This is a genomic window from Gemmatimonadaceae bacterium (assembly GCA_030647905.1).
GTDB lineage: Bacteria > Gemmatimonadota > Gemmatimonadetes > Gemmatimonadales > Gemmatimonadaceae > UBA4720.
Window position 1 is genome coordinate 135,296 of the sequence record JAUSJA010000027.1, and the last position, 15,900, is coordinate 151,195.

Annotated in this window: 14 protein-coding genes and 1 pseudogene; 5 read left to right on the forward strand and 10 right to left on the reverse strand. The window is 63.9% G+C overall.

The genetic code is table 11. The annotated features are described in order from the left end of the window. Positions 1-2 precede the first annotated feature (2 nt). From trmD to ffh, 4 genes and pseudogenes are all read right to left on the reverse strand, one after another. Positions 3-665 (reverse strand): tRNA (guanosine(37)-N1)-methyltransferase TrmD, encoded by a 663-nt coding sequence (gene trmD, locus Q7S20_09640; protein ID MDO8502093.1) that lies wholly within the window; start codon positions 663-665, stop codon positions 3-5. 3 nt (positions 666-668) lie between these two features. Continuing rightward, the gene (gene rimM / locus Q7S20_09645; protein MDO8502094.1) at positions 669-1,199 is read right to left on the reverse strand and encodes a ribosome maturation factor RimM; all 531 of its coding nucleotides are present in this window, start codon (positions 1,197-1,199) and stop codon (positions 669-671) included. A 137-nt stretch (positions 1,200-1,336) separates the two neighbouring features. Continuing rightward, a pseudogene (rpsP, locus tag Q7S20_09650) lies at positions 1,337-1,564 on the reverse strand (30S ribosomal protein S16). Positions 1,565-1,660: 96 nt separating this feature from the next. Then, the gene (ffh, locus tag Q7S20_09655; GenBank protein MDO8502095.1) at positions 1,661-3,004 is read right to left on the reverse strand and encodes a signal recognition particle protein; all 1,344 of its coding nucleotides are present in this window, start codon (positions 3,002-3,004) and stop codon (positions 1,661-1,663) included. 185 nt (positions 3,005-3,189) lie between these two features. Here ffh and Q7S20_09660 point away from each other — a divergent pair, with 185 nt between their 5' ends. The 3 genes from Q7S20_09660 to Q7S20_09670 are packed head-to-tail and all read left to right on the forward strand — an operon-like array spanning position 3,190 to position 6,131. Further along, positions 3,190-3,405: a hypothetical protein gene (locus Q7S20_09660; GenBank protein ID MDO8502096.1), complete on the forward strand. Its 216-nt coding sequence runs from the start codon at positions 3,190-3,192 to the stop codon at positions 3,403-3,405. 60 nt (positions 3,406-3,465) lie between these two features. Next, positions 3,466-5,943: an endopeptidase La gene (gene lon / locus Q7S20_09665; protein ID MDO8502097.1), complete on the forward strand. Its 2,478-nt coding sequence runs from the start codon at positions 3,466-3,468 to the stop codon at positions 5,941-5,943. Between the two features lie 29 nt (positions 5,944-5,972). After that, positions 5,973-6,131, forward strand: a complete 159-nt coding sequence (locus tag Q7S20_09670) for a hypothetical protein (GenBank protein ID MDO8502098.1) — start codon at positions 5,973-5,975, stop codon at positions 6,129-6,131. Between the two features lie 4 nt (positions 6,132-6,135). Here the strand turns inward: Q7S20_09670 and Q7S20_09675 are convergent, their stop codons facing one another. Genes Q7S20_09675 through Q7S20_09685 form a run of 3 tightly spaced genes read right to left on the reverse strand, consistent with a single transcriptional unit; the run spans position 6,136 to position 9,037 of the window. After that, entirely contained in the window at positions 6,136-7,446 is a 1,311-nt protein-coding gene (locus Q7S20_09675) for a hypothetical protein (GenBank protein MDO8502099.1), read from the reverse strand. A gap of 11 nt (positions 7,447-7,457) precedes the next feature. Beyond that, a complete protein-coding gene (locus tag Q7S20_09680; GenBank protein MDO8502100.1) occupies positions 7,458-8,279 on the reverse strand; it encodes a prepilin peptidase in 822 nt (273 codons plus the stop codon). Further along, positions 8,279-9,037 carry an RNA methyltransferase gene (locus Q7S20_09685; protein ID MDO8502101.1) on the reverse strand — a complete coding sequence of 253 codons (759 nt, stop codon included), beginning with the start codon at positions 9,035-9,037 and terminating at the stop codon, positions 8,279-8,281. The genes Q7S20_09680 and Q7S20_09685 overlap by 1 nt, the downstream gene beginning before the upstream one ends. Before the next feature lie 73 nt (positions 9,038-9,110). On the opposite strand from Q7S20_09685, the gene Q7S20_09690 reads away from it, so the two are divergent. After that, the gene (locus Q7S20_09690; protein ID MDO8502102.1) at positions 9,111-9,902 is read left to right on the forward strand and encodes a M48 family metallopeptidase; all 792 of its coding nucleotides are present in this window, start codon (positions 9,111-9,113) and stop codon (positions 9,900-9,902) included. 105 nt (positions 9,903-10,007) lie between these two features. Next, positions 10,008-10,826, forward strand: a complete 819-nt coding sequence (gene thiD / locus Q7S20_09695) for a bifunctional hydroxymethylpyrimidine kinase/phosphomethylpyrimidine kinase (protein ID MDO8502103.1) — start codon at positions 10,008-10,010, stop codon at positions 10,824-10,826. On the opposite strand, the gene Q7S20_09700 is transcribed toward thiD, so the two are convergent. From Q7S20_09700 to Q7S20_09710, 3 genes are read right to left on the reverse strand one after another with little or no spacing between them, the layout of a single operon-like run. Further along, the gene (locus Q7S20_09700; GenBank protein ID MDO8502104.1) at positions 10,778-11,617 is read right to left on the reverse strand and encodes a purine-nucleoside phosphorylase; all 840 of its coding nucleotides are present in this window, start codon (positions 11,615-11,617) and stop codon (positions 10,778-10,780) included. The two genes, thiD and Q7S20_09700, sit on opposite strands and share 49 nt — an antisense overlap. Further along, positions 11,614-12,651 (reverse strand): adenosine deaminase, encoded by a 1,038-nt coding sequence (gene add, locus Q7S20_09705; protein ID MDO8502105.1) that lies wholly within the window; start codon positions 12,649-12,651, stop codon positions 11,614-11,616. Before add ends, Q7S20_09700 begins: the two co-directional genes overlap by 4 nt. Positions 12,652-12,699: 48 nt before the next feature. After that, a complete protein-coding gene (locus Q7S20_09710; GenBank protein ID MDO8502106.1) occupies positions 12,700-15,852 on the reverse strand; it encodes a 5'-nucleotidase C-terminal domain-containing protein in 3,153 nt (1,050 codons plus the stop codon). Positions 15,853-15,900: the final 48 nt, after the last annotated feature.

Genomic DNA, 15,900 nt, shown 5'->3' on the forward strand with positions numbered 1-15,900 from the left:
CTTCAGCGGTTACTGCGGCGCTGCGTGAGTCGCGCCCCTTCTTCCTCTCGCCACTTCGCGATCTTCGCGTGGTCGCCTGACAGGAGGACCTCCGGCACGGTGTGGCCACGAAACTCCGGCGGTCGCGTGTAGCTCGGCGCGCTGATTCCCCGATCGAAGAATGAATCGCTGCGCGCACTCTCCAGATCCGACATCGCGCCCGGAATCAAGCGCACCGTCGCGTCAATGATCGCCAGCGCAGCCGCCTCGCCTCCGCTCAGCACGAAATCGCCGAGCGAGATCTCCTCGGTCGCGAGATGATCCGCGACGCGCTGGTCCACATCCTTGTAATGACCGCACAAGAGCGTGAGCTCGCTTCCCTCCGCGAATCGCACCGCGGCGGCGTGCGAGAAGAGCTTGCCGCGCGGCGATAGCAGGACGACCGGCGCGCTGGCGCCAATCGCCTCGACGGCCTCGAAGAACGGGCCCGGCTTCATCACCATGCCGGCCCCGCCCCCGTATGGGGCGTCGTCCACCGTCTTGTGCTTGTCATGAGTGAAATCGCGCAGGTCCACGATGTTGTACTCGACGCCACCGGACGCTTTCGCCCGCGCCGGAATACTCAGCCCCAGCGGCCCCGCGAAGAAATCGGGGAAGATCGTCACGACGTTGATCCTGAGCGGCATCGGCTAGTCGAACATCCCGACTTCGGACTTCACCACCACCACTCTTTCGTCGGTGTCGGTTCGCTCGATGACTTCATGACGATACGGAATGAGCACGCTCCCCTTCGCTGTCTTCACGTCGAGTGTGAGACCCTGCGGCAGCTCGTAATACGACGTGACCTCGCCCATCAACTCGCCGGTATCGAGCTGCACCTTCATGCCGAGGAGATCATGGAGATAGACCTCGTCCTCCGCTGGTGGCTCGAGCTCATCGAACGGCGAGAACAGGTACCGGCCCCGAAACAGCTCGGCGGCGTTACGGTCCGCGATCTCGGTGAACTTCACCATCAGGCCGCCTTTGAAGGGGCGCGCGCCCTCCACGGTCAGCGACTGCGAGCCGTCGCCGACCAAGCCGGTGACGTCACCCACAAAAACACGACGGCCGGACGCGAATACCGCGTCCGGCGCATCTGTCAGCGACTCGATGACAACCTCGCCGCGGATTCCCTGTGCATTGCGGATCAGTCCTACGATCGCCAATGCATTGGCTGCCATGCCTACGCCTCGTCGGTACCGGCTGGCGTCTCGGCGTTGAGCGCTGCCTCTTCCTCGGCGCTGCGCTCGGGGAGCGGCACCGCCGACTGCTTGAGCTCGATGCCGAGGCGCTGCTCGTGGCGGCGCTTCAGAACGCCTGCGCGGCGGAGCAGTGAGCGTACGGTATCGCTCGGCTGGGCGCCGACGCCGAGCCAGTAGTTGGCGCGCTCTTCGTTGACCGCGAGACCACCCTGAGCCTGACGCGGAGCGTACTGGCCGATGATCTCGATGAACTTGCCGTCACGCGGGCTCTGCGAGTCGGCGACGACGATACGGTACACAGGTGCCTTTTTCCGCCCGATACGGCGGAGACGGATTCTTACCATCGGTACTTCTCCATTCAGGAAAGGTCTCGTGCTTCTCCGGGCTCATCGCTTCGCCGGTGTCTCCGGCGCGCACCCGGTCCTGCAAATGCGGTGTTTCTACCGCATTCCAAACATACCAGGCATCCCCGGCATTCCAAGCCTGCCGCCTCCGCCCTGGGACATCTTCTTCATCATCTTCTGCATCTCGCGGAACTGGTCGAGCAGCCGGTTCACGTCGCTGATCGAGCGTCCGCAGCCCCTCGCGATCCGCGCGCGCCGCGAGCCGTTGATGATCGTCGGATCCTTCCGCTCTTCCGGCGTCATGGAGAGGACGATCGCTTCGACGTGACGCATCCGCCTGGGATCCATCTTCGCCTGCTTCAGCACTTTGGTGTTGACGCCCGGCAGCATCTTCAGGACGCCCTCCAGCGGACCCATCTTCTCGATCTGCTTCATGGCATGCAGGAAGTCGGTGAGGTCCATCCCTTCCTTCTTCACCTTCTTCTGCAGCCGCTTCGCTTCCGTCTCGTCGAACGCCGCCTGCGCCTTCTCCACGAGAGAGACGACGTCCCCCATCTGGAGGATTCGGCCGGCCATGCGGTCGGGGTGGAACTCCTCGAGCGCGTCCGACTTCTCGCCGACACCGATGTACTTGATCGGCTTTTTGAGAACTCCGTAGATCGAGAGCGCCGCACCTCCTCGCGCGTCGCCGTCCATCTTCGTCAGGATCACGCCGGTCACGCCGAGGGCATTGTCGAAGCCCTGCGCGATCTTCACCGCTTCCTGTCCCGTCATTCCATCGGCGACCAACAGGATCTCGGTGGGGCGCAGCGCCTCCTTCAGATGACGGAGCTCGTCCATCATCTCTTCGTCAATCTGGAGACGACCCGCGGTGTCCACGATGACGACGCGATCGCGCTCATGCTTCGCCTGCTCGACGCCGGCCCTGGCGATCCTCACCACGTCCTGCGTGGTGCGATCGGCGTAGACGGGAATGTCGAGCTGCTGTCCGAGCGTCTCCAGCTGATCTATGGCAGCGGGACGATAGACATCGGCGGCGACGAGACGGGTCGGGCGTCCTTCGGCCTTGAGCTTCCGCGCGAGCTTGGCGGCGGTGGTCGTCTTGCCCGAGCCCTGGAGTCCGACCAACATCACGACCGTCGGAGGAACGGAGCTCAGCTTGAGCCCTTCGCGGCGCTCGCCGAGCATCGTTGCGAGCTCTTCGTGGACGATCTTTACGAGCTGTTGCGCGGGCGAGACTGTGCTCAGCGCGGAAATCGTTACCGCTTTCTTCTCGACGCGCTCGAGGAACTCGCGGGTGAGCTGGAAGTTGACGTCCGCCTCGAGGAGGACGCGGCGCACCTCGCGGAGTCCTTCCTTGATGTCGGATTCCGAGAGAGTTCCGCGTCCGCGCAGGCGGGCGAATGTGGCTTCCAGCTTTTCGCTGAGGTCTTCGAACATAGCCTTGCAATTTAACCCGGGTACCGCTGCTCAAACAACACTGCTCAAACAACACTGCGGAACTACATACTGCGGAACTACATAAGTCCGCAGGTCGTTTGCTGTTGTATTTCTGGCTCCGTCGAGTTGCTTACCGTACCTTTTCGCAAGAACTTCCTTTCTAATGGAACCGGCGCGCACTCGCCATGGATCCCGACGATCCGTCGGTCCTCTACAACATCGCCTGTGCGTTCTCGATGGAGAACCAGTCAACCGAGGCTCTCGATGCGCTCGAAAAAGCGCTCGATCACGGATTCGGCCACTGGAAGTGGATCGAGCACGACTCCGATCTCGACCCGTTACGCAACAATCCCGCCTTCATCGAGCTGCTGAAGCGAAAACCCGTGGAGGCGACGGCGTAGCCCGTCTCAACGGCACGGTTCTCGATAGCTCACGCCGCCAGGTTCTCTTAACTTGGAAACATGGCCAGGAATCAGCGTAAGGACGACATACTCAGGTCCGAGATCCCGCCGGCGCTGCCACTCATGGCGCTGCGCTCGACGATCGTCTATCCGCTAGGCACGATCGCCGTACAGATGGGAGCGCCCGAAAACCTCGCGCTCCTTCGCGACAACCCCGGCTCGGGCCTTATCGTCGCACTCGTCGTCGCCACCGGTGACCATGTAGAGACGATTGATCTCGACACCTTCGTCGGCCGCGTCGGCGTCGCGGCGCGCGTCCACGAGCGCATCAATCTCCCCGGAGAGACGGTGCAGATCACGCTCCAGGGCCTGCGTCGCATAGTGATAGACAGCGTTTCGCAGCGCACGCCGTATCCGATCGCGCAGGTCACATGCGCGAAAGAACTTTTAGCCAACCCGAACGAGGTGGACGAGCTCGTCACGCGCGTCGTGACGGCGGCGGAAACGCTCGCGCAGATGGTGGACCGCATCCCCGACGAGGTCCCCGCAATCCTCAGGATGAACGTCTCGGACCCGGGCCGGTTCGCCGACCTCGCCGCGACGAACATGAACTTCAAGATCTCCGACAAGGACGAGATCGTTCAGCGGCTCGACATCGGCAAGCGTCTCCGTTTTCTGCTTACTCGCCTCGAGCGCGAGGTGGCCCGTGCGCACGTGGTCGAGGACGTGAAGCGACAGACGGAGATCAAGATCGAGCAGCACCAGCGCGAGTTCTTTCTCCGCCAGCAGCTCCGCGCAATCCAGGCCGAGCTCGGAGAATCCGACCCCGGGGAGAAGGAAGCAATCGAGACTCTTCGCAAGATCGAGGAGACGAAGATGTCCGAGCGCGCGACGCAGGAAGCGCGTCGTGAGACGGAGCGCCTTCGCCAGCTCTCGCCCGCGTCGAGCGAGTATCAGGTCATCCGCACATACCTCGACTGGCTTCTGTCGCTTCCGTGGGAGAAGCGCTCGGGCAAGGATGACATTGATCTCAGCACGGTCGAGAAGTCGCTCGACGAGCGGCACTACGGCCTGAACGAAGCGAAGGAGCGCATCCTCGAGTTCCTCGCCGTGCGAAAGCTGCGCGGAAACGACCCCCACGGCCCCATCCTCTGCCTCGCGGGTCCGCCAGGCACGGGCAAGACTTCGCTCGGAGAAGCCATCGCGACAGCCATCGGGCGCGAGTTCTATCGCATCTCCGTCGGCGGCGTGCGCGACGAAGCCGAGATCCGCGGACATCGCCGCACCTACGTCGGCGCCATGCCGGGCCTGCTCATCCAGGCGCTCCGCCGGGTGCAGGTCAGAGATCCGGTATTCATGATTGACGAGATAGACAAGATGAGCGGAGGAGGCGCCTCGGGCGATCCGACAGCCGCCATGCTCGAGGTTCTCGACCCGTCGCAGAACCAGAGCTTCGTGGACCACTATCTCAACGTGCCGTTCGACCTGTCGCAGATCCTGTTCATCTGCACGGCCAACAACATCTACGACATACTCCCACCGCTTCGCGACCGGATGGAAATCATTCGCATCGCCGGCTATACGGTCGAGGAAAAAGTCGAGATCGCCTGGCGGTACATGCTGCCGCGCCTTTTCGAGGAGCACGGCATCACCGACAAGGATCTCCAGTTCACCGACGAAGTGCTCGGCTTCATCTCCAGCCGCTACTCGCGCGAAGCGGGACTGAGAAACTTCGAGCGCGATCTCGCCGCGATCATGCGCCGCCGCGCGCGAAAAAAGGCGGACGGCGAGCAGGGCGCATGGATCGTGGACAACGCGCGCGTCATGGACATTCTCGGCAATCCCCGCTATCAGCTCGAATCGGCCGAGCAGGAGCCGGAGATCGGCGTCGTCACCGGGCTCGCGTGGACGGCGGCCGGCGGCGACCTGATGCTCATCGAAGCGCTACGCATGCCGGGGTCCGGAAAGCTCACCGTCACAGGACAGCTCGGCAGCGTGATGCGGGAGTCGGTGGACGCGGCGTACTCTTACGTCCGCTCACGCGCCGAAGTTCTCGGGATCGCCAGGGAGGAATTCCGCGACTGCGACCTGCACGTGCACTTCCCCGCAGGCGCGATCCCCAAGGACGGCCCCAGCGCCGGTGCCGCGATCACGCTCGCGATCGCCAGCGTTCTCAGCCAGCGGCCTATCCGCCGGGACATGGCCATCACCGGCGAAGTCACGCTGCGCGGCAAGCTGCTCGAGATCGGCGGCGTGAAGGAGAAAGTGCTTGCCTCATATCGCGCCGGGCTGCGCCAGGTGATCATGCCGTCAACGAACGAGAAGGACCTGCGCGACATCCCCGATGAAGTGCGGGGCCACATGGCGTTCACCTTCGTCTCCACGATGGACGAGGTGCTCCATCTCATGCTCATGCAGAAGCCGCTGCCGGTGCTCGCCGATTCGCCGCCACCGCGCCGTGCGTCACCACGCAAGAGGGAGAAAACTTCGACCCCTGCCGCGCGTAGTGACGATGCGATCCCTGTAGCCAAGGACTAAGCTTTAGTGCTTCTCAGCGCCAACAACGCATGGGTGGACCTCGCCGTGAACGTCGTGGGTGGAACGGGTCGAGGAGCTGTTGCGCCGTCATCGACACGGAGCTCAAGCTCATCATCGGTGCGGGCTACGTCCTCGGCGCGGTCGTAGGCGTGTTCACCTTTCTCATCTCGCACCTCGCAGGGCTCTGACGCCCTACTGCTTCAGTCCGATCTTCGAGATGTCGAGTACGCTCATGCTGGCGCCGGCCGGCACATCCACATACAGAACCACCGGTCGCCCGGCGACTTCGTCGGTGCTGATCCGAATCGAGCGACCCGCCGCCGAGTAGCTTCGCGTCACTGAGCCCGGCGGTGAATCGGAGGTCGCCTTGTAGCGCTTGTTCACGACCTTCCCGAGAAGATCGTAGAACTCCGACGCGTCGGCCTGTGAATCCCACACAGTCACCCACGCGACTCCCTGACCGCTGGCCGCGTTGAACAGCTCGTACCGGTCGCCGTCCCACCCGGTCGCGCCCTGCACCGCTTCGTTCTGATCCTTCAGGTGCTGGAACAGGAAGAGTCGCGTCTCGAATTCGCCAAGCGTGTTCTGATATGTCGCCGCGGCACCCTTCAATCGCGGGAGCGTAATGTCGGTCGGCGCATCGCGCTTTCCAAAGAATGCACCCGAATGCAGCACCTGCTCCGTCGAGACCGGCATGTCCCGGTAGATGGGCTTGCCCGCGCTGCGCTCTTTGTAGTTGCGCACGAATTCGGCTCCGCTCAGATACGGGAAAATCAGCGTCTCCTGTATCACGACCGGCGCGCGCGCGAACACGGGCATGGACGCCTGGTTCTCCCGGATCATCTCGCGAACCCTGTCCCAGCCACCCGGCAGGTTCATCGCGACGTTCGTCCCGCCGAGCATCGCGGAGATCTGCTCGTAAACCGCCTGCCCTTCGAATACCGCCTGGGCGGCGGACTGCCGGTCGTTCTGCCCTTCCACCTTCTGCGTCGAATCGAGACTGATGTACTGGTCCTGCAACGCATGCACGAGCTCGTGCGTGATCGTGATCCCCACGACATCCTTCGGCGCATCGTTCACGACGTAGAGGACCTTCGTCTTCGGATCGTAATAGCCGACGATCTGCTCCTCGAGGAGGTCTATCAGGAATTTCTGGAGGTTGAGCGTGTCGGGGATCATGCCGAGGCGCTTGTACGCGGCAGTGATACCGGCGAACTGACGCGCCGCGGCAGGATCGGTGATCTGCCGCGTCACGAACTCGCGGACCTGCGCCTTGGAGCGCGACTCGACCCTGGGCGGCTGCTTGAACTTGAGCCCGACCGCATTCTCGATGGCGGGGACGGCGTCGCTTACCTGTTTGCCGAACGGACCGGTGTGCTCCGCTTTCCTGTCGGTGCACGACGGCATCAGGCCGACGGCGAGCAGCACCACGGCGACCCCCCACATTCCGTGGCCCGTCATCCCGCGCCCGAGGCGCTCGAGACCCTTCGATTCATGCTGCATGTCCGCCGGCATCAGAGTCCCGAATAACTCGCGTACGCGTTGATCAGTCGTTGGCCCCAAAGCAATGCGATCACCGCGGCGGGCGCAAGAAAAACGCCGAACGGCACGAGCGGCGGACCGAACTCCGACTTCGCCGCGCGCGAGCGCATCCATATGATCGGATACACAACTCCGAGAACAACGACGGCGCCGATCAGTGCGCCGACGAAGATGGTGATAAGTGCCCGATTGGCGCCGACCGCCCCGCCGACCATCGCCATCAGCGTGACGTCCCCGAAACCCATCGCCTCCTTCTTCAGCGCCACCTCGCCGAGCCATCCAGCGATGGCGATCGCGCCGGCCCCGGCGCAGGCGCCGATCACCGCGTCGTATGCGCCGGCGAACGGACCGGTGTCGCCGATGAACAGCGACGCGAGCGCGGTCACGATCACCCAGGCAAGACCAAATACCGTGAAGCCGTCGGGGATGAGGTACCGCTTCGCATCCGTGATCGCGATGCCGATCAGCACCGTGACGAACACCACGACGCGCAGCGCCGTGAACGAAAGGCCGAACTCGAGATAGCTGAGAGTCCAGACTACGCCGACGATGATCTCGACGAGCGGATACTGGAACGAGATCGGCTTGCGGCACCCGCGGCAGCGGCCGCGCAGCACGATCCAGCTCACGATCGGAATGTTCTCCATCGCTCCGATCTGCCGCCCGCAGTTCGGGCAGCGCGAGCGCGGCCGCACGACGGACAAGCCATCGGGCCAGCGCGATATGCACACGTTGAGAAACGATCCTAAACAGGCTCCACAGAGGAAGCTGTAGGCCGCCCAGATGGTTTGCATTATTTCCTGAGCTGATAAAGGAGAATGCCCGCGGCCACCGCGACGTTCAGCGATTCGACCGGGCCGGAGATTGGCAGCGACACAAGCTGCGTTGCGCGCGCTCGCATGGAAGACGACAATCCGGCTCCCTCGTTTCCGACGACGAGGGCGAGCCGAGGGGGCGCCGGCATGCCGTCCACCGGCGTACCGCCCGCATCGGCGCCCCACAGCTCGGCCTTCTCGCTGTCAAGAAAAGACATGAGCTCGTCCACGGTGCAGTGCATCGCGGGGTGATGGAAGCTCGCTCCCATCGCGCCGCGGACGACCTTCGCGTTCCAGAGGTCCACGGTTCCCGGCAGCGCGATAGTAGCGTCAGCTCCGAGCGCGGCCGCCGTCCGCAGAATGGTGCCGACGTTGCCGGGATCCTGAACGGCATCGAGGACGAGGAGCCGCAGCGATGCCCGCCCTGCGAGAGCGGCGAGCGAATGTCCCGGAATCTCCGCGATTGCCAGCACGCCCTGCGGCGATTCCGTTTCCGCCGCACTCCTGAATTCGGCCTCGTCCACCGCGGCCGTCTCGACGCCGCGCTGCGCGATGAGCGCTCTCAACGCGGGTCCCCGGGGCGCGCCATCGAGCTGAGGGGCGGTGAGGACTCCGCGAATCCGAAGGTCAGAACGGAGCAGCTCCTCCACCGAACGCACCCCCTCCGCCACGAAGACGGCATGCCGCTCCCGCGATTTTCGTCGCCTCAGGTCCCGCGCGAAGGTCAGAAGTCTCAAGATGGTATGGGTTTAACAGTGTGGAATGGGACTTGCCTTTTACGGCGGCGTGCAATTTACCGCGAGAACTCAAATGAAACGAATATTTGTGTCACTGGCTCTTGCCACATCCCTGACTGCCTGCGGCATCTCCCAGCAGCAGGAGGTGCAGATGGGCCAGGAATCATCGCAGGAGATCAATGCCAAGCTGCGCATCGTGAGCGACCCTGAGATCAACCGGTACATCAACGTCCTGGGCGACCAGATCGCCAGCAGGACGAGCCGGGCCGATCTGGACTGGCGCTTCTATATAGTGGACTCGAAGGAAGTGAACGCCTTCGCGGTGCCGGGGGGCTACGTCTACGTCAACCGCGGCCTCGTCGAGCGCACTGCCAGGATGGACGAGCTCGCGGGAGTCCTCGGGCACGAGATCGGACACGTGGTCCGCAGGCACAGCATCAAGCAGATGGAGAAGGCGCAGGGCGCGAACATCGGTGTGACGCTCGCGTGCGTGCTCACCAACATCTGTAGCAGCCAGGCAGCGCAGGCCGGAATCCAAGTCGCCGGCGGCGTCGTCTTTGCGCGGTTCAGCCGCCAGGACGAGCTCGAAGCCGACCAGGAAGCGGTCGCAAACACGGTGCTGGCGGGAATCAATCCCCAGGGAATCGTCACGATGTTCCAGAAGCTGATCGAGGAGCGGAGGACTCGCCCGAGCGCGGTAGAAGGCTGGTTCTCCACGCACCCGCTCGAGGAGGACCGCGTCACGGCGGCTCAGGCCTCGATCAACCAGATTCCGAGCGCCACGCGTGCACGCCTGACGACGAATTCGAGCAACTACAACACTTTCGTGTCGCGCCTGAGATCGCTTCCCGCGCCGAGGCAGTAACGACAGAGGTACGGACCGCTCGGGGGACTGCCGCGAGGCAACAGCGCGTGCAGTGAGCGGGAGAGCGAACATGCGCCGTGGGAATCCGCGGCGCATCTTTCGTTCATGAAAGTCGCACTCACGATCGCCGGCTCCGATTCGGGCGGCGGCGCCGGAATTCAGGCGGATCTCAAGACCTTCCACCAGTTCGGCGTCTTCGGCACTTCCGCCATTGCCGCGATCACCGCGCAGAACACGCTTGGCGTGTCGCAATGGCAGCCGGTGGATGTCGGCCTGGTGCGCGCGCAGATCGAAGCCGTCGCTTCCGACCTCCATCCTGCGGCGACCAAAACCGGTATGCTTGGGAGCCGAGACATCGTTGTAGTGGTCGCGGAATCAATTCGCCGCTATCGCCTCTCGAATTACGTTCTCGACCCGGTGATGGTCGCGACCTCCGGCGACCTTCTCATCGAGACCGACGCCGTGGGCGCGATCCGGTCGGATCTTCTCCCCCTCGCATTCCTTGTCACTCCCAATGCCGGCGAGGCGCGCGTGATCGCCGGCTTTCCGGTCGAGAACGAGGACGACATGCGGCGCGCGGCGACTGCGATCGCCGCCATGGGTGCCGGCGCAGTTCTCATCAAGGGCGGACACGTGCGCGGCGGCGATCCCGAAACGGTGGTGGATCTCCTCTACGACGGAGAGTTCACAATGTTTACCAACCCGCGCATTGACACTACGAGCACTCACGGCACCGGCTGTACGCTTTCGGCGGCAATCACCGCCGAGTTGGCGAAAGGAGCCGCTCTCCGGGACGCCGTCCGGTCAGCGATCGATTTCGTGCACACGGCGATGGCCACCGCGCCGGGACTGGGAAGCGGGCACGGCCCGCTCAATCACTTTGCCGGCGGAAGCGCCGCGACGAACTCGCGAACCAGCGCCTGAAAGCCCTGCGCCGTGCGCGCCGTCACTTCGAGAACGTCGGTGTGAAGCACCGGCGTATCGCCGATGCCTGAAGCAGCGTTGGCGATACAGCTCATGCCCGCCACGCGCATTCCCATCGCGCGGGCGACAATGACCTCTGGCACGGTGGACATTCCCACCGCGTCGGCACCAAGCCGCTCGAGCATCCGCACCTCCGCGCGCGTCTCGAACGACGGCCCCGGGAGCCACGCGTAAACACCTTCCTTCACACCGATGCCGACCCTGGCCGCGCTGGCTTTGAGAAGAGCCCGCAGCTCCGCATCGTACGGCGCCGTCATGTCGGGGAAGCGCTCGTCTCCTTCCTCGACGTGACCGGTGAGCGGATTCACTCCCGTGAGGTTCAGGTGATCCTCGATGATCATCAGATCGCCGGCGGCGAGATCGCGCCGGATTCCACCGGCGGCGTTCGAGGCGAAGTAAGTGCGCGCGCCGAGCGCGTGCATCACCCGAACGGGAAAGGCAGCCAGCTGGGGGGGATGGCCCTCATACATGTGAAAACGTCCCGCCAGCGCGATGACGTTTCGCCCTCCGAGCCGGCCCGAGATGAGCGCGCCGGCATGCCCGATCACCGTCGCCGTCGGGAAGCCCGGCACCTCCGGGAACGGAACGCGCACGGCACGCTCGATATCAGCGGCGAGGCCGCCGAGCCCGGAGCCGAGTACGATGCCGATCTCGGGTACCGCATCGCCGATCCGCTCGCGCACCGCCGCGGCACTGCGCTCGGCCGCGTCTCTTCCATATGGCGCGCTCATTCTGCGCCCGTCGCGATCGTGAGCATTTCCGCCGAGACTTCGTCGAGCAGCTTCAGGCGCTGTTCCCATGGCAGAAACGCGCTCTCGAATCCGTTGAGTGCCAGCGTGCAGAGCTCGTTGAGACTGAAGTCGAGATGCCTGGCGGCGAACGCGTACTCGTCGGTGAGCGTCGTTCCGCTCATGAGGCGATTGTCGGTGTTGAGCGCGACGTTCATTCCGCGGTCGAAATACTGCCTGAGCGGATGCGTTTCGTACGACTTCGCCGCGTGCGTCTGGACGTTGGACGTGAGACATATCTCGAGCCCGATGCGGCGATCGTTCACGTACTGCGTAAGATCGGCGTCCTCGATGAGCCGCGTGGCGTGCCCGAGCCGGTCAGCGCCGCACTTGTGGACGGCGTCGCGCACCGAGCGCGCGCCGTCGCCCTCGCCGGCGTGCACGGTGATGGCGAGGTTGTGCTTGCGCGCATATGCGAACGCGTCGGAATGAGCGGAGGCCGGAAAACCCGCTTCGCCTCCTGCCAGGTCGAAAGCGACGACACCCCGGTGCTTGTATGCAACCGCGAGCTGCGCCAGCTCGAGAGAGGTCTCCGGAGGAAGCTGTCTCAGCGAGCAGACGATGGACCTGGCGATGATGCCGTAGTCACGCTCGGCTCGCTCGAGCCCGCGGATCTGGGCTTCGAGTGCCTCGCCAAGCTCGAGTCCTCCCCGGCTATTGAGAATCGGAGCGTTGCGGACCTCGATGTAGCGCACTCCGTCGGCGGCGGCGTCCGCGCCCAGCTCGTATGCGATGCGCTCGATCGCCCCCGCAGTCTGCATCACGGAGACCGTCACCTCGAATCGCCTGAGATAGTCCTCGAGAGATTTGGCGTCGCTGACGATCATGTAGTCGCGCAGCGCGTCGGCGGTGTCGCGCGGCATGACCACATTGTATTCACGACCAAGCTCGAGGAGCGTGGACGGCCGGACCGAGCCGTCGAGGTGGCAGTGCAGCTCGGCCTTCGGAATTCGCCTCAGTTGTTCAGATGTCAGCATCCACGATGATATCGAATTCCGTCGTAAAGGTGAAGCGAGACGTCGCGACTACTGAGTGATGAAAATGCGGCTTTCCGTCGGTGGAGCGATGGGTGACTTCAGCTTTCCCAGGTAATCCATGAGTGCATCCAGATCGACCACGTTCAGCGGCGTCGCGCGCGAGCCCTCAGGCGGGCCCATGTTGCTTCCGCCGGTCGCCATGAAGTTGTTCGTCACGACATCGTAAAACGCGTTGTCCACGAGCGTTCGCCCGGCGGGCAGCCGGAGCGAGACGATTCTCTGCCCGCGGGGCTTCTCGGGATTGTACCCAATCGTGATCCCACTGACGTGGACGGGAATGTCGTCGCCTCCAAGAAGCTTCTCGAAATACTCGCGCAATTGCGCGCCTGTCATCCGGATTCGATAGAGCGTGTTGGCAAAAGGCTGGATGACGAAGAGCTTGCCGTATGTGATCTCGCCTGCCGGCAAGCTCGCGCGGATACCGTGATTGTTCATGATCGCGATGTCGCCCTTCCCCGCCCATCGCTGCGCGTCAGCCACCAGGTTTCCCAGGGCGTACTGATCACCGGTCCTCGCAAGCGGAACCCGGATCGTGGCAAAGCGGCGGTTGACGATCGGCGCAACGCGGGCCGCCGCGCGCCGGACGATCGAGTCTACGGGCGCATATGGCTCGATTGAGGCTGTGGTCACCGACCGAATCTGGGCCACGGCTCCGCCGGCAACCTTTCCTTCCGCGTCGAGGGGGATGTCCACCACTTCGATCGCCTGTCCGCTCGATCTCGCCTGGACTATCGGAATGTTCTTCACCCTCGTGTTGATCTGGCTGTGAGTGTGGCCACTCACGATCAGATCGACTTTCTCGGTGATTCTCGGAGCGACCTCGAAGATATCGCCGGTGCAGGTCTCGGTTCCTGCGGTGGTATTGCAGAACCCTCCCTCGTGCGCGATGACGATGATGACGTCGGCGCCTCTCGCCCGCAGAGATCTCGCATGTGCATCGATCACCGGAGCAGGATCCTCGAACTTGAGGCCTTTCACATTCGCCGGCAGGGTGGCTGTGGGGGTCTCGGGTGTCGATATCCCGATGATGCCGACCTTTGTCTTTCCGCGAACGACGATCGTATCGTTGCGGATCCAGGACACGTCGCGGCCGTCGGCGAGCTTCACATTGGCGCCGAGGATCGCGAAGCGAGCGCCACGCATGCGCGCGCGCAGTGTGTCCACTCCCCAGTCGAACTCGTGGTTGCCAAGCGCTGCAGCGGTGAATCCCATCTTGTTGTAGTACTCCACGACCGGTCTGCCGTAAGCGAGGTTGGAGATCGGCGTGCCCTGGAACATGTCGCCGCCGTCGAGAAGAATCGTCTCGCACGAAGGCGCGCATTCCTGCTTCGCCTTCTCGATCATCGCAGCGACGTAAGCGACTCCGCCGCGGAGTACGCCGTTCGCATCCGCGCGCGGCTCGAGCGCGCCGTGGAGGTCATTGGTGGCGATGATCCTGAGGCGCGGGGATCCGGCCGGGATAGCGCCGCCAACCGACCCGGCGCGGCCCGGCGCTCCGGGATAGACGAGAGACCAGTTCGCCTTGAAGAAATCCTCCGGCCGTATGGTCTTCCGGCCCCGCACCTCGTCAATCAGGAGCTGTCTTATCTCCTGCTGCCGATCGTACACGACCGGCGCTCCCTGCAGCATCGCGTATCCGCCGCCCCCGGTCTGCCGATAATTGTTGAGGGCGAGAGTGAAGCTGTCCGTCGGCGCGACCGGTTTTCCATTGTAAGTCAGCGCGGTCAGACGTGAGCCGATCGGCCGGGTGAGGTCGATTGTGTAATCCGCTCCGCTGATGACGTCGAAGTTGTAGCCCGGGATCTCAGGGTCTGCGACGGGCTTTCCGTTCTCCACCAACTTGTAGTAACGGCTGCTGAACTCGAGATAGTCGCGGAGCTGCTTCCCGCTGATGCGCACGGCGCGAAGCGTGTTGTCATACGGATAGAGCTGCGCGATTCTGGCGACCGTGACAGCGCCCGCGGGGAGAGAAGCTTCCAGCGTGAACGCGGCGCTCGACGCGAGATCGGCTTTCGCCACCCTGCGCTCCACTTCATTTATCAGGTCGATCAGCGGCGTATCCTCGAGCCGCGCGGAATCGCCGCGCCACGCGACCGGCGTAGTTCCGATCGCCTCGTTGGCGTAGGCGACGGTTGCGCGGTGCGGCACCGCCGACAACGCGACCACGTTCTGCTGCTCCGCATGCCCGCGCGACTGGATCGTCTCGCCGCGAGACGACGCAACCTTCCACGCGCCGCCTTCACGCGCAACCGTCAGATGCGCGACCCCGACGCCCGTCGCCCAGTTCTTCGGCTGAACGAGAAGGGTCGACCCGACGTGCAGATCCTTCTGTTCCTTGTGCGAGTGGCCGTAGACGACGAGGTCGATGCCCTCAATCTCGCGCGCAACCCGCTCGGAAACGTTCTCGCCTGGCAATCCTGTCGCGACCGTGTCGTAGCTCGGCGGTTCGTTCAGTCCGGAATGAACGCTCACAATGACGACGTTCGCGCCCGCCGCGCGCACCTCCTGAACCGCCGTGCGCACGGCGGGGACGATGTCGGTCAGCCATACCCGCCCGCGCACGTTCTCCGCGTCCCATACCATCACACCCGGAGTTGTCGCGCCGACAATGCCGATCTTCACTCCCTGCCGTTCCAGGATCGTCCACGGCCGGAACTTGTGAGTTCCGTCGGGCTTCCACGTGTTGGCCGAGAGCATGGGGAACCGCGCCTGGGCGACCGCCCGCTCCAGATACGGCACGCCGTAGTTGTACTCGTGGTTGCCTATCGCCGCCGCGTCATAGTGCATGGCGTTCATCGCGGCGATGATCGGGTTGGCGGAATCCGCGAACTGCTTCATCGCCACGTAGGCGAAGGGATTGCCTTGCAGGAGATCGCCCGCGTCCACCAGCAGTACGCGTCCGGGATTGGCGGCGCGGATCGAGTCCACGATCGTCGCCGCTCTCGTGAGGCCCCGCGCCGATTCGGCCGAGTCGGCATAGTAGTCCCAGCCGCGAATGCGCCCGTGGACGTCGGTGGTGCTGAGCACGAGCAGCTCGAAGGGGGCTCCACCTGACGCCGCGCCCCGATCCGTGCCGGGAGGTATGACCGCCGGAGTGCAGGCGGTCAGGAAAACGAAAAGAAGACGCGAAGCGAACTTCACCTTTGGCTCTCTGACTGAGGTACGGTGGGACACACATGTAAGGTATTC

What these genes read in the sequence shown, in the direction of transcription:
- trmD (MDO8502093.1), bottom strand. Translation starts at nt 665, where the DNA reads ATGCCGCTCAGGATCAACGTCGTGACGATCTTCCCCGATTTCTTCGCG.
- rimM (MDO8502094.1), bottom strand. Translation starts at nt 1,199, where the DNA reads ATGGCAGCCAATGCATTGGCGATCGTAGGACTGATCCGCAATGCACAG.
- ffh (MDO8502095.1), bottom strand. Translation starts at nt 3,004, where the DNA reads ATGTTCGAAGACCTCAGCGAAAAGCTGGAAGCCACATTCGCCCGCCTG.
- Q7S20_09660 (MDO8502096.1), top strand. Translation starts at nt 3,190, where the DNA reads ATGGATCCCGACGATCCGTCGGTCCTCTACAACATCGCCTGTGCGTTC.
- lon (MDO8502097.1), top strand. Translation starts at nt 3,466, where the DNA reads ATGGCCAGGAATCAGCGTAAGGACGACATACTCAGGTCCGAGATCCCG.
- Q7S20_09670 (MDO8502098.1), top strand. Translation starts at nt 5,973, where the DNA reads ATGGGTGGACCTCGCCGTGAACGTCGTGGGTGGAACGGGTCGAGGAGC.
- Q7S20_09675 (MDO8502099.1), bottom strand. Translation starts at nt 7,446, where the DNA reads ATGCAGCATGAATCGAAGGGTCTCGAGCGCCTCGGGCGCGGGATGACG.
- Q7S20_09680 (MDO8502100.1), bottom strand. Translation starts at nt 8,279, where the DNA reads ATGCAAACCATCTGGGCGGCCTACAGCTTCCTCTGTGGAGCCTGTTTA.
- Q7S20_09690 (MDO8502102.1), top strand. Translation starts at nt 9,111, where the DNA reads ATGAAACGAATATTTGTGTCACTGGCTCTTGCCACATCCCTGACTGCC.
- thiD (MDO8502103.1), top strand. Translation starts at nt 10,008, where the DNA reads ATGAAAGTCGCACTCACGATCGCCGGCTCCGATTCGGGCGGCGGCGCC.
- Q7S20_09700 (MDO8502104.1), bottom strand. Translation starts at nt 11,617, where the DNA reads ATGAGCGCGCCATATGGAAGAGACGCGGCCGAGCGCAGTGCCGCGGCG.
- add (MDO8502105.1), bottom strand. Translation starts at nt 12,651, where the DNA reads ATGCTGACATCTGAACAACTGAGGCGAATTCCGAAGGCCGAGCTGCAC.